The organism is Streptomyces sp. NPDC001135, from assembly GCF_053598395.1.
The window spans coordinates 89394-102237 of the sequence record NZ_JBSFKD010000018.1; the positions used below are offsets into that span (position 1 = coordinate 89394).

Genomic DNA, 12844 nt, shown 5'->3' on the forward strand with positions numbered 1-12844 from the left:
GCGCCAAGATGCCGGCTGCGAATCGTCGCGGGACCTCGCGACGTTCGGTGACGAGGTGTTCGCCGCACTCGGCCAGGTGGAAGGCGGTGTAAAAAGAGCTCGTCGGCCGCCGGGTTGCAGCCGAGTACGTCGTAGTTGCCGCCGATGATGTATGCCAGATGCGGCTGGAGCAGGAGCGCCCGGCGAGCTGAAAGAGATGACCGCGCTCGTGCCGGTCGACTTGTCAGTAAAGTCAGCATTGGGTCAGCATTCGTCCGCGTAAAGCTGCCCGCAGCTGCCCACGCTTTGGAACCACGGTCAGCTCCCGCGAACGTCTCAGGGCAGCATGACAAGCGCCGTTCCGGTGGGGACTCTGGACAACGATGCCGGAGTTTCCCCAGGTCAGCGCACCCTTCCGCGTGGTTTCAACGGCACCGGCGGCAGCTCGGGTGCGGGCAGCGGAGCCCCGTCGTAGCCCTTCACCTCGCCGAAACGAACCCCCTTCATCCAGTCCTCGCGAGCCCGGGCGATCTCCTCCTGGGTGCGGGCGACGAAGTTCCACCACATCACCAGTTCCTCCGCGAACGGTTCGCCTCCCAGGAGCATGACCCCGGCGTCCGACTCGGCGCGCAGGGGCAGTTCGGAGCGGCCGCAGCCGAGGTAGAGCAGCGAACCGGGCAGGACCGGCACGCCGTCCACATGCGCCTCGCCGGACATGGCCAGGACGCCGTACTCGAAGTCGGGTTCCAGCGGCAGCCGTACGTCCGCGCCCCGGGCGAGGGCGAGGTCGGCGCCGACGATCGGGGTGTACGTCGTACCCGGTGAGGCGGAGCCGTCCAGGTCGCCGAGGACCACCGTGGCGGTCAGGCCGGGCGCGGTGACCGTGGGCAGGTCCGGGTGGTACTCGAACTTCGGGTCGGTGTGGCGGTGTTCGTCGGGCAGTGCCACCCACAGTTGGGCGCCGTGCAGGAAGCGGGCGTGCGGGCGGGGGCTCTCCTCGGAGTGACTGATCGCGCGGCCCGAGGTCATCAGGCCCAGCTGCCGGGGCCGGATCGTCTGCAGGCTGCCCGTCGAGTCGCGGTGCAGCACCTCGCCCTCGTGCAGCCAGCTCACCGTTTGCAGACCGATGTGCGGATGCGGCGGGACCTGCATACCGGGCTCGTCGGCGATGTCGTCCGGGCCGTAGTGGTCGACGAACGCCCACGCGCCGATCATGCGGCGTCCGAGGTTGGGCAGCAGCCGACGCACCTCGGTCGACTCGCCCAGCTTCACCTGCCGGGGGCTCAGCAGTTCACGGACCGGCTCGGCGACGACGAATCCGCGACCGCCGCAGACACTGGGCACGGGCGCGCGGTCAAGATTGCTCATGGCGCCCAACTTAGCGGGGCGAGCGTCGTACCGGCGGGTGCGGAAACGCGGATTTTCCTTGGTTAAGCCAATCAACTGACTTATGTGCGGGGCTACGGGGGTGGCGCGCTCGGGGACGGCTCGGCCGTGGACGTGGTGACCGCGCTCGGCACCGGGGACGGCGTACCGACCGTCGGACGCGGGACGCGGGCCGGCTGCGTCGGGCGGGAGGGGCCGCCGCGCGTGGTGAAGAACACCAGCGCGGCCACGGCGGCCAGCGCCAGCGCGCCCAGTACGGCCCGGCGCAGCAGCACCCGGCGGGGCCGGGCCGCGGCCGTCGGCGGGCGCAGGGGGCGCAGGTCGGCGGGGCCGACGGAGCGGGCCCGCGCGGCCAGCGCGGCCCGCAGTCTCTCCTCGACCGGCGTCTGGGCGGTGCCGGTACCGGAGTCGTTCATCGCAGCCCCTCCAGACGTCGGCCGAGGGCGTCCAGGGCCCTGCTGGCCGTGGACTTGACGGCACCCCGTGACAGACCGAGGGTCGCCGCGATCTCGGCCTCGCTCAGATGCGACCAGTAGCGCAGCACCAGGACCTCACGCTGACGCCGGGTCAGCGTACCCAACGCCGCCAGCACCTCCCGGTGGTCCTCGTGCAGCAGTACGTCCTCCTCCGGGGCGGGCGCGTGCTGTTCGGGGGCGGGGCTGTGCGCCCGTACGGTTCTGCGGCGGCGCAGCACCGAGCGGGCCCCGTTGACGACGCTGGTCCTCAGGTACGCCTCCGGGTCGTCGAGCGAGGCGAGCCGGTGACCGTGCCGGCGGAAGAGCGCGGTGAACGCGTCCTGGACGACGTCCTCGGCCGTGGGCAGGTCGTCCACCAGCAGCACCGCCAGCCGGACCAGGGAGAGCCGGCGATGGTGGTACAACTCCTCGATCCCGGGCGGCCGTTCGGGGCCGGGGAGGGGGACGGCGGTGGCGCCGCCGCCGGATTCCGTGCCCGCAGCGGGTGCTGCCGGGTCGGCGGGCGTGCCCGTACGGGCGGCGCGGGCGAGGACGCGGCTCCCCAGCGTCCGCATGAACCGCCGCCCGGGCGCCGGGCGCTGTGGGGCGCCGGTCCGGTTCCAGGGCAGGGCCGCCGTCGGTGGTGTGGCTGTCGTCATGGGTCTCCCGGAACGGGAAGCGGGGCGCCGCCGAGCGCCGGCCCCGCTTCCCGTCGCCGACTCGGCGGTGCTCAGCGGTGCTGTGGAACCGGCGCCGTTGTGACGGGGCCGTGGTGCGGAAGGTGCGGGTGCCGCTTTGGCGCGGGTATCGGGCTGGGGGTCGCGCCTGCGGGAGGCGAGGGTACGGGGCTCGGCTCGGCGTGCGTCGGCGTCGGCACGGGGGTCGCAGTGGCCGGCACGGGGGAGGGGGTCGCGGTGCCGGGCACTGAGGGCACGGGGGAGGGGGTCGCGGTGCCGGGCACTGAGGGCACGGGGGAGGGGGTCGCGGTGTGGACCGGTGAGGGTATGGGGGACGGGGTCGCGTGGTCGTTCGTCGGTTTCGGTGTCGCGGTGGCGCCGGTGTGGGCCGCGGCGTGGCTGCCGCCCTGGGCCGCCTGGGCGGTCAGGGTGCCGGCGACGGCCAGGGCCGCGCCTACGGCGGAGACCCCCAGGGCGGCACGCAGCCTGCGGGCACGGCTGGGCCGGGATGCACGGTGTACGGACATGGGTTCCTTCGGTCGTTCGGGTTCGGTCATCTGGTCGAAGTGGAGGCCTCCACCCCGACAGACGTCCGACCCCCGCCGAGGTTGCAGGCGACGACCGGGAAATTTCCCTGGACCGGTGATCAGGCGGTGGCACCTACCGGGGCGCCGGACCGCCGGGGCGCAGGATGCGCGATCTCGCTGTGTCCATGGCCGTCACCGTGTCAGAGTAGGCACGGGTGCAGAGGGAGTGGCCGGCCGACGGGGGTCTCCATGCATACGGCGTTCCTGCTCGGTACGGGGCTGTTCTGGACGGCGGCCTATGTGCTGTTGATCCGGACGGGGCTGCGGGAGCGTACGTTCGGGATGCCCGTCGTCGCCTTCGCCACCAACATCAGCTGGGAGTTCATGTTCGCGTTCGTGCGGCCCCCGTCCGGGCTCATGCACGTCGTCAACATCGTGTGGTTCTGCTTCGACCTCGCCGTCGGCTACACACTCGTACGGTTCGGGCGGGCCGAATTCCCGTACGTACCCGGCCGGTTGTTCCTGCCGGCGCTCGCCGTGCTGCTCGGCTTCGCCTACCCGGGCATGAACCTCGCCTCGGAGCAGTTCGACGCGGGAGGCGGTGCCATCACCGCGTTCGGGAGCAACCTCGCGATGTCCGGCATGTTCCTCGCGATGCTCGCCGCCCGCCGGGGCACGCGCGGGCAGTCCATGGGCATCGCGGTGACCAAGCTCCTCGGGACGGCCTGCGCCTCCCTGGCGATGCTCACCGACCCGGACTCGGTGCCCCGCCATGACAGCGCCCTCATGCACTACCTCTACGTCGGATGCTTCCTGCTCGATCTCGCCTACGCCGCCGCCTTGTCCGCCGTACGCCGAGGCGAGCGAACCACCCCCGTCACCGCCCCGGCGTAAGGGCGCCGACCGCGGGAGGTTCCCGCCGGGCCGCCCCGCACCAGGGCCGCCGGGGCGCACGGCGACGCACCTGCCGTCGGCCCGGGACCGTACGGCGACATCGTTGTCCGACCGAATGGCGCCGCGCCGGCGCCGGGTCGACGATGGTGGCGTGGGGTACGGCCGCCGCCGCAGCGCCGGTGCCGTCCGAGGCCGCCGGGGGACGGTGGCCGGCCCCGGCCGCGGTCAGCGGCCGGAAGGGAGGACACCGTCATGCTGGAGGTGAAGACGGTCGAGAAGCCGGACGAACGGCGGGACTTCCCCCGCGGCCACCTCGAGGCGCTCCACCTGACCGGGCTCGACTTCGCAGTGGGCACCTTCGAACCGGGGTGGCGCTGGTCGGAGTCCGTGGCGCCGATCGCGGGCACCGAGAGCTGCATGATCCATCACAACGGCTATGTGGTGCGGGGGCGGATGCACCTGCGCATGGACGACGGCGGCGAGGCCGAGATCGGCCCCGGCGACGTGTTCGTGTGCCCGCCCGGCCACGACGCCTGGGTGGTGGGCGACGAACAGGTCGTCGTCTTCGACTTCGCCGGGACCATGGCGAAGGAGTACGCGAAGGGCTGACCGAGCGGGCACGGCGGTCCGCCCGCTCGCAGAACCGGGTCGCACCCGGTGCGACCCGGTTGCCGTACCGGTGCCCGGCGCCGCGTTCGTCCGCCACCGAGGCAGGGGCGCCGCCGGCCGTTGCTACCGGAGGCAGTGCCGGCCAAGGTCTCAGCTCCTCATCCTTCGAAGACCCCCGCCCCCTCCTCCGCGAAGGTGATCGTGTCCGGGTGGCCGAACAGGCCGGGTAGGCCGCCGGTGTGGAGGAACACCGTCTTCTCGCCCGGGCGGATGTCACCGTCGCGGACGGCCGCGTGGAGGCCGGCGAGGGCCCGGGACGTGTAGACGGGGTCCAGGACCAGGCCCTCGGTGCGGGCGGCGAGCCGGAGCGCCTCGCTCGCCGGGCCGGTCAGCGTCGCGTACCCGGCACCCACCTGGTCCCGGCGCACCCGGAGCCCCTCGGCCGTGACCCCTTCCGTGGCGAGCGGTGCCGCGAACTCCGCCACGGCCGCCGCCGGATCGGCCAGGGCGCCCACGTCGACGCCGAGCACCGCACCGGTGCCCAGGGCCGCGACCAACCCGGCCATGGTGCCGCCCGAGCCGAGCGCGACCACCACCGTCCGCAGCTGGGGCACCTGCTCGTCCAGTTCCTCACCGCAGCGCACATAGCCACGGGCGCCCAGCACACCCGACCCGCCGAACGGGATCAGCGCGGGCCGGGCACCGCCGGCCCGCAGCCGCGCGCACACCTCGGCCGCCGCCGCGTCCAGCCCCGCCCGGTCCACCTCCCCCGCCCAGGCGAGCCGCGCCCCGAACAGCCCGTCCAGCGCGAGGTTCCCGGAGCGCGAGGCGCCCGGCGTGCCGCGCAGCACGAGGACGGCGGCAAGGCCCAGCCGGGCGGCCGCCGCGGCGGTCAGCCGGGCGTGGTTGCTCTGCGGGGCCCCCGTGGTCACGAGCGTGTCCGCGCCCTCGGCGAGGGCCGCGCCCACCGTCCACTCCAGCTTGCGGATCTTGTTCCCGCCGCCGCCCAGCCCGGTCAGGTCGTCCCTCTTGATCCACAGGTCCTCGGGGCCGAGCCCGAGCGCGGCGGCCAGCCGGGGTGCCGGTTCGACGGGGGTGGGGAAGGTGCCGAGCGGTACGGGGGAGTGGCTCATGGCGTACGCCCTTCGGTGCGGAGCAGGTGCGGATCGAGAGTGTGGATCGAGAGTGCGGATCGCGGGTGCGGATCGCGGTCGTTCGGGACCAGTCGATCACACCGGCAGCAGCCGGGCGATCAGCGTGCTGAGCTGACGGGCCGTACGGCACTCGTGCATCTCGACCAGGTCGGCGTAGGCGGGCGCGGCCGAGTCGCCGGTGCCCCACTGACCGCGTGGCTCGGGGTTGAGCCAGTACACGCGGCGGGCCCGCCGGGCGACCTCGCGTACGGCGGCCAGGTTCGGGTCGCTCATGTTCGTCCGGGCGTCCCCGAGGACGAACACGGTCGTACGCGGGCCCACCGCGCCGCCGTACCGCTCGGCGAACTCGCCCAGCGCCACGCCGTAGTCGCTGCTGCCGTGCCAGCCGGTCAGCGTGGCCTCGGCGCGGATGCGGGCGCTCAGGCCGTCGGGGTCGGCGCGGCCGTGGCCGAGCAGACCGGTCACCTCGTCGAGCCGGTTGACGAAGGCGAACACCCGGACCTTGCTGAACTGGTCGTGCAACGCCTGCACCAGCAGCATCGTGAAGTCCGAGAAGCCGGACACCGAACCGGACACGTCGCACAGCAGCACCAGCTCGGGCCGGACCGGGCGGCGCCGGCGCAGCACCGGCCGCATCGGCACCCCGCCCGTGGACAGCGAGGAACGCAGGGTGCGGCGCAGGTCGACGGTCCCGCGCGCGGCCCGGCGGCGGCGTGCGGCCAGCCGGGTGGCCAGCTTGCGCGCGAGCGGCTGAACGGCCCTGCGCAGTTCGGCCAGTTGGTTCCGGTTGGCGTACAGGAAGTCCACCCGGTCGGCGGTCGGTACGACACCGCGCCGGGCGATCTCGTCCCGCCCGCGCCGCTCGGCGACCCGGCGGCGCGCCTCCGCCCCGACCATCCGCCGGAAGGCCTCGATCCGCCGCCGGATCTCGTCGTCCAGCAACCGGTCCGCGAAGCCCGCGCCGCTCCCCTCACGGCCCCGGACATCGGCCCGTACCCGGGCCAACAGGGTCTGCGGGCGCAGCCGGTCCAGGGTCTGGTACGCGGACCAGCCGTCCGAGCCGGACGAACCGCCGTATCCGCCCAGGCCGTCGACCGCCTCCTGCGCCAACCGGGCCATCAGCGCACGGTCGTCGGCCGCCAGCGCCTGCGCCAGGCGGTCGCGCAGCGCCTCCCGGTCCCCGGATTCCCCGTCCGGACCGCCGACCCCGCGCGGGAAGTACAGGTCGAAGACCGGGTCGAACACCGCCCGCTGACCGGGGCCGTGCAGCAGCGTCGCGGCCAGCCCCTCGCGCAGCCGTTCCCGGTCTGCGAGTCCCAGGGCCTCCACGGCACGGGCCGCGTCCACGGTCTCGCCGGTGCCGATCCGCACGCCGTGGGCGCGCAGCGCCCCGACCAGCCCGGTGATCCGCTCGGCGACCGCGGTCACAGCGCGTCCAGGTCGAGCTTCGCCGCCGCCTTCTGGATGTCGTCCTGGTGCTTGAGGATCACCCCGAGACTGTCCCGTACGACCGTCTCGTCCAGGGTGTCGGCGCCCAGGGCCAGCAGGGTGCGCGCCCAGTCGACGGTCTCGGCGACGGACGGCGCCTTGCGCAGGTCCATCGCGCGCAGCGCCCCGACCACCCGGACCACCGACTCGGCCAGCGCCGCACTGAGGTCCGGCACCTTCAGCCGTACGATCCGGCGCTCCAGCTCCTCCTCCGGGAAGCCGATGTGCAGGAACAGGCAGCGGCGGCGCAGCGCCTCGGACAGCTCCCGGCCGGCGTTGGAGGTGAGGACGACGAACGGGCGGCGGGTAGCGGTGACCGTGCCCAGCTCCGGGACGGTGATCTGGAAGTCGCTGAGCACCTCCAGCAGCAGACCCTCCATCTCGACGTCGGCCTTGTCGGTCTCGTCGATCAGCAGCACGGTCGGCTCGTCGCCCCGGATGGCGGTGAGCAGCGGCCGGGGGAGCAGGAACTCCTCGCTGAAGATGTCGGTGCGGGTCTCGTCCCAGCTCTCGTCGCGGCCGGCGCTGATCCGCAGGAGCTGCTTGGCGTGGTTCCACTCGTACAGCGCCCGGGACTCGTCCACGCCCTCGTAGCACTGCAGCCGCACCAGCCGCGCCCCGGCCACCTGGGCCACGGCCTTGGCCAGCTCGGTCTTGCCGACCCCGGCGGGGCCCTCCACCAGCAGGGGCTTGCCCAGCCGGCCGGCGAGGAACACGGTCGTGGCGACGGCGGGCGAGGCGAGGTAGCCGGTCTCGGCGAGGCGTGCGGAGACGTCGTCGACGGACGTGAACAACGGGGCCTCCGGCGGGTCGGGAGCGGGGTCCGGTCGCCCCTATCTAAGCGCTTGTTCAGCGCCTGTGTCACGTGGATTCGAGGGGGCGGCCGCACGGATGAGGGAAAGGTGAGTACACCGATCGGTTTCACTTCGTCCGCCGTCCGGTTAACCTCGCCGCATGGCCTCCACAGACAAGCTGTCCCCACGCGACCGGCTGCTCGACGCGGCCGCCCGGCTCTCCTACCGCGACGGCGTCTCCGTCGGCATCGAGGCGCTGTGCCGCGAGGCGGGTGTCTCCAAGCGGTCGATGTACCAGCTCTTCGACAGCAAGGACGCGATGCTGGCCGCGAGCCTGGAGCGGCGCATCCCCTGGTACGAGGCCCGGTTCGCACACCCCGACCCGGAGGCGGCGACCCCGCGCGAGCGCATCCGGTACGTCTTCGAGCGCCTGGAACAGGCCTCCGTCGACGCCGGCTACCACGGCTGCCCCTACCTGGCCGTCCTGGTGGAGCTGAAGAACCCGGAACACCCCGCCAGTGCGGTCGCCCGCGCGGTCAAGGAGCGGCTGGCCGCGGCCTTCCGCGCCGAGGCGGAGCGTGGCGGCGCCCGCGACCCCGAACTGCTTGCCCGCCAGCTCCTGCTGGTCTTCGACGGCGCCAGCGCCCGGGCCGGCGCGGGAGTGGAACGCCTCGACGACGGACTGGCGACGGCGACGGTGACGGCGCTGCTGGACGCGGCGGGGATGGACTGACCCCCCGGAGGGAGAGCGCCCCGAAGAGGCGCGGGGCCGTGCCGGACATGCGGCTGCCGCCGCGAGAACGCGATGAGCCACGACGGGGCCCCACCCGGGCGACGGCGGATCGCGCCCCTTGCGGCGGAGCGCACCCGTACGGGCCAGCCCAACGTGCCGATCCGCTCGCCCGACCGGTCCAATGAAACGGTGACCGCGCCTCCGGACGACTGCCTCGCGCGCAACGAGTGGATCTGTGGCGCCTATCTGAGCACCCGCCGTCAGATCCTGCTCGACGCGGTCGTCCAGCACCTCCGGCTGACCGCCCTGTCCGTCCTCATCGGTCTGGTCATCGCCCTGCCGCTCGCGATGCTGGCCCGCCGCTGGAGCTGGTCGGCCGGTCCGGTCCTCGCCGTGACGACGATCCTCTACACCATCCCGTCGCTCGCCATGTTCTCCCTCCTCCTGCCCCTGTACGGGCTCTCGGCCACCCTCGTCGTCGCAGGGCTCGTGCTGTACTCGCTGACCCTGCTCGTCCGGAACATCCTCGCGGGCCTGCGCGCGGTCCCCGAGGAGACCCGGCAAGCCGCGCGCGGCCTCGGCTACGGTCCGATCCGCCTGCTGCTCACCGTGGAACTGCCCCTCGCCCTGCCCGCCGCGATGGCCGGCCTGCGCATCGCCACGGTCTCGGCGGTCTCGCTGGTCACGGTCGGCGCGATCGTCGGGTACGGCGGCCTCGGCAACCTCATCTACGCCGGCATGAACACCTACTTCAAGGCCCAGGTCCTCACCGCGTCCGTGCTGTGCGTGCTGATCGCCGTCGCCGCCGACCTGCTCCTGCTGGGTGTGCAACGGCTGATCACCCCCTGGACCAGGGCGGGCCGCGCACGCGTGCCTCCCCGGCGGGGGCGTGCACCCATGCGGCCCGTCGGGACGAAGGCGGGCCGCGCATGAGCGCCGCTCGCACGGTCGGGGCCGGGGCGGGTGTGGGTGCTGCACGGACGGGGCCGAGGCCGCCATGAGGACGCTCACCGCGACCTGGGGCTGGCTCACCGACCCCGCGCACTGGTCGGGCGACGACGGCATCCGGCACCGGCTGCTCCAGCACATGGTGCTCACCGCGGTGTGCCTGGTCCTCAGCTGCCTGATCGCGCTGCCCGTCGCCCTGGTCCTCGGCCACCTCGGCAAGGGCGGTGCGCTCGCCGTCAACATCTCCAACATCGGCCGGGCCGTGCCCACCTTCGCCGTCCTGGTCCTGCTGCTCCTGACGCCGGTCGGCAGGTGGGGCGAGGGGCCGACGGTGGTGGCCCTGGTGCTGTTCGCCGTCCCGCCGCTGCTCACCAACGCCTACGTCGGCATGCGCGGGGTCGACCGCGGCATCGTCCAGGCGGCCCGGGGCATGGGGATGACCGGACGGCAGACGCTGCTGCGCGTGGAGCTGCCCCTCGCGCTGCCCATGGTCCTGAACGGGGTACGCATCGCCGCCGTCCAGCTCGTCGCCACCGCCACCATCGCCGCGCTCGCCGGGGGCGGCGGCCTCGGACGGATCATCACCGCCGGCTTCAACCTCGCCAGCACCCCCCAGGTGGTCGCGGGCGCCCTGCTCGTCGCCGTCTTCGCGCTCGTCGTCGAGGGCGTCTTCGAGCTCGCGGAACGGCTGGCACCGGCGTGGGCGAGGACCGGCCGGTGACCGGCCGTGTCGGCCCGGGCCGGTCGGCGGGCCGAGCCCGCGTCGGCCCCGAACGGCCGAGGAGCAGAGGCGCCGCACGTCCGAAACGGCCCATCGGGACAGCCCTCGCCGTGGTCACCCTCCTCGTCCTCACCGCCTGCTCCACCGGCCCCTCCCTCGAGAACCGCGGACAGGTCACCGCGCCACCCGGCGACAGCCACCACCTGACCATCGGCACGGCCGGCTTCACCGAGAGCGACCTGCTCGCCCAGCTGTACGCCCAGCTCCTCGACCATGCGGGGTACCGGACCTCGATCCTCACGGTCGCCAACCGCGAGCTGTACGAACCGGCCCTCGAATCCGGCCAGATCGACGTCGTGCCCGAGTACGCGGCCACCTTCGCCGACTGGCTGAACGCCAAGACCCACGGCGCCGACGCGAAACCGGTCGGCTCACCCGACCTCGCCGCCACCCTGAAGGCCCTGCGTACGCTCGCCACGCCCCGCGGGCTCACCGTTCTCCCACCCGGCCGGGCGGTCGACCAGAACGCCTTCGCGGTCAGCGCCGCCTACGCCCGTGAGCACCACCTCACGACCCTGAGCGACCTCGGTGCCGCGCGGCTGAGGGTACGGCTCGCCGCCGGTGACGAGTGTGTGCAACGGCCGTACTGCGAACCGGGACTGAAGAAGGTGTACGGCATCGACATCACCGGCGTCGACCCCAAGGGCGTCGGCACCACGCAGGCCAAGCGGGCCGTGCAGGACGGCCGGGACCAGATGGTGCTGACCACCACCACGGACGCCACGCTCGACTCCTTCGGCCTGGTCCTGCTCGCCGACGACAGGCATCTGCAGAACGCCGACTACGTGGTCCCGGTCGTCAACCGTTCCCGCGCCGGCAGCGACCGCGTGGCGAAGGCGCTGGGCAGGCTGAACGACGTCCTCACCACACAGGACCTGGCGGAGATGAACCAGCAGGTCGACAGCTGGCGCCGGCTGCCCGCCGCCGTGGCCCGGACCTACCTCGCAGAAAAGGGGCTGCTGAGATAGGACACCCATGAGATCGGAGGTGCCACGAACAAGAGGTGTCACGCGTCCGCCACCGAGTCGAACGGCACCTGTCCCCGGGTCACGCCCCGCGCGTCCGCGTCCACCGAGCGGCGCAGCGCCTCGTGCAGCTTCGCCGGGGTGAGGACCCCGAGGAAGCGTGCGCCGTCCAGCACCGCGACCCACCCGGCGTCGTACTGGAGCATCACCCCGAACGCCTGCTTAGCGGCGCACCCACCGGTACCCACGCGGTCATCCGGTGGGCCAGGTCCCCGACCCTGCCGCCCGCCGCCAGTTCGTCGATACCGGCCCAGCCGTGCAGATCGCCGTGTCCGTCGAGGACCACCGTCCACCGCGCGCCCTCGGCCCGCAGCCGCTCGACGGCCCGTTCGGCGGGCTCGTCCAGCCGGGCCACCGGCGGCTGTTCCAGGTCGTCCCGCTCGATCGCGGTGACCGACAGGCGTTTCAGGCCCCGGTCGGCCCCCACGAAGGAGGCGACGTACCCGGTCGCGGGCGCCCCGAGCACCGCGCCCGGCGTGTCGAACTGTTCGATCCGCCCCTGTCCGTACACGGCGATGCGGTCGCCGAGCCGGACGGCCTCCTCGATGTCGTGCGTGACCAGCAGCACCGTCTTGCGCACGGCGGCCTGCATGCGCAGGAACTCGTCCTGCAGCTGCTCCCGCACGACCGGGTCGACCGCGCCGAACGGCTCGTCCATCAGCAGCACCGGCGGATCCGCCGCGAGCGCCCGCGCCACGCCGACCCGCTGACGCTGCCCGCCGGACAACTGCTCCGGGTAGCGCGACCCGTACGTCTTCGGGTCCAGTCCCACCAGGTCCAGCAGTTCGGCGGCCCGCGCCCGCGCCTTCGCGCGCTTCCAGCCGAGCAGCACGGGCACGGTCGCGGTGTTGTCCAGGACGGTGCGGTGCGGGAAGAGGCCCACCTGCTGGATGACGTACCCGATACGGCGGCGCAGCCGCACCGGGTCGACGCCGGCGATGTCCTCGCCGTCGACGAGGATCCGGCCGCACGTCGGCTCGATGAGCCGGTTCACCATCATCATGGTCGTCGTCTTGCCGCAGCCCGACGGACCGACGAGCGTGACCAGCTCGCCCTCGGCCACCTCGAAGGAGAGGTCGTCCACGGCCGTCGTGCCGTCCGGATACCGCTTGGTGACGTGCTCGAAGCGGATCATTCCCTCACGCTAACGGCGCCGCCCCCCGTATGCCCTCCGGCGGAGTGAAACGAACGGCCGAAGGGATGACGGCGTGACTGACGAAGTGCGACGTAGGACGGTTCTGGCCACGGCTCTGGGAACGGACGTACCTGTGGCCCTCGTCGCCGGCGCGGGTGCCGCGCCCCTTGCCGACCGGCAGACCGCGTACCGCATCCGCGTGCCCACCGGGCCCGGCCGCCTCGAGAACGGCCCGCGCGACCCGGTGACACAGCCCGTG

General features: G+C 73.3%; 12 protein-coding genes and 1 pseudogene. 6 read left to right on the plus strand and 7 right to left on the minus strand.

From position 1 onward, the window contains the following. Positions 1 to 381 precede the first annotated feature (381 nt). The 3 genes from ACWC94_RS22365 to ACWC94_RS22375 form a co-directional block, all read right to left on the minus strand. Positions 382 to 1347, minus strand: a complete 966-nt coding sequence (locus ACWC94_RS22365; protein ID WP_450798644.1) for a pirin family protein — start codon at positions 1345 to 1347, stop codon at positions 382 to 384. A 92-nt stretch (positions 1348 to 1439) separates the two neighbouring features. Continuing rightward, entirely contained in the window at positions 1440 to 1781 is a 342-nt protein-coding gene (locus ACWC94_RS22370) for a hypothetical protein (protein WP_450798645.1), read from the minus strand. Beyond that, positions 1778 to 2479 (minus strand): RNA polymerase sigma factor, encoded by a 702-nt coding sequence (locus ACWC94_RS22375; RefSeq protein WP_450798646.1) that lies wholly within the window; start codon positions 2477 to 2479, stop codon positions 1778 to 1780. Before ACWC94_RS22375 ends, ACWC94_RS22370 begins: the two co-directional genes overlap by 4 nt. Positions 2480 to 3273: 794 nt before the next feature. Between ACWC94_RS22375 and ACWC94_RS22380 the strand changes: the two genes are divergently transcribed. Together ACWC94_RS22380 and ACWC94_RS22385 are read left to right on the plus strand one after the other, a co-directional pair. Further along, positions 3274 to 3918: a transmembrane-type terpene cyclase gene (locus tag ACWC94_RS22380; protein WP_450798647.1), complete on the plus strand. Its 645-nt coding sequence runs from the start codon at positions 3274 to 3276 to the stop codon at positions 3916 to 3918. A 252-nt stretch (positions 3919 to 4170) separates the two neighbouring features. After that, positions 4171 to 4527 carry a cupin domain-containing protein gene (locus tag ACWC94_RS22385; protein WP_450798648.1) on the plus strand — a complete coding sequence of 119 codons (357 nt, stop codon included), beginning with the start codon at positions 4171 to 4173 and terminating at the stop codon, positions 4525 to 4527. A gap of 158 nt (positions 4528 to 4685) precedes the next feature. Here the strand turns inward: ACWC94_RS22385 and ACWC94_RS22390 are convergent, their stop codons facing one another. The 3 genes from ACWC94_RS22390 to ACWC94_RS22400 form a co-directional block, all read right to left on the minus strand. Then, entirely contained in the window at positions 4686 to 5660 is a 975-nt protein-coding gene (locus ACWC94_RS22390; protein ID WP_450798649.1) for a pyridoxal-phosphate dependent enzyme, read from the minus strand. A gap of 96 nt (positions 5661 to 5756) precedes the next feature. Beyond that, positions 5757 to 7109 carry a VWA domain-containing protein gene (locus ACWC94_RS22395; RefSeq protein ID WP_450798650.1) on the minus strand — a complete coding sequence of 451 codons (1353 nt, stop codon included), beginning with the start codon at positions 7107 to 7109 and terminating at the stop codon, positions 5757 to 5759. Further along, a complete protein-coding gene (locus tag ACWC94_RS22400) occupies positions 7106 to 7963 on the minus strand; it encodes an AAA family ATPase (RefSeq protein WP_450798651.1) in 858 nt (285 codons plus the stop codon). Before ACWC94_RS22400 ends, ACWC94_RS22395 begins: the two co-directional genes overlap by 4 nt. A gap of 160 nt (positions 7964 to 8123) precedes the next feature. Here ACWC94_RS22400 and ACWC94_RS22405 point away from each other — a divergent pair, with 160 nt between their 5' ends. From ACWC94_RS22405 to ACWC94_RS22420, 4 genes are all read left to right on the plus strand, one after another. Further along, positions 8124 to 8696 carry a TetR/AcrR family transcriptional regulator gene (locus ACWC94_RS22405; protein ID WP_450798652.1) on the plus strand — a complete coding sequence of 191 codons (573 nt, stop codon included), beginning with the start codon at positions 8124 to 8126 and terminating at the stop codon, positions 8694 to 8696. A gap of 189 nt (positions 8697 to 8885) precedes the next feature. Next, on the plus strand, positions 8886 to 9629 hold the full coding sequence (locus ACWC94_RS22410) for an ABC transporter permease (protein ID WP_450798653.1): 744 nt from the start codon (positions 8886 to 8888) through the stop codon (positions 9627 to 9629). Between the two features lie 64 nt (positions 9630 to 9693). Continuing rightward, entirely contained in the window at positions 9694 to 10365 is a 672-nt protein-coding gene (locus ACWC94_RS22415; RefSeq protein ID WP_450798654.1) for an ABC transporter permease, read from the plus strand. Between the two features lie 110 nt (positions 10366 to 10475). Then, positions 10476 to 11393 carry an ABC transporter substrate-binding protein gene (locus ACWC94_RS22420; RefSeq protein ID WP_450798655.1) on the plus strand — a complete coding sequence of 306 codons (918 nt, stop codon included), beginning with the start codon at positions 10476 to 10478 and terminating at the stop codon, positions 11391 to 11393. Between the two features lie 38 nt (positions 11394 to 11431). Here ACWC94_RS22420 and ACWC94_RS22425 read toward each other — a convergent pair. Beyond that, positions 11432 to 12585: pseudogene (locus tag ACWC94_RS22425) on the minus strand (betaine/proline/choline family ABC transporter ATP-binding protein). Between the last annotated feature and the right edge of the window lie 259 nt (positions 12586 to 12844).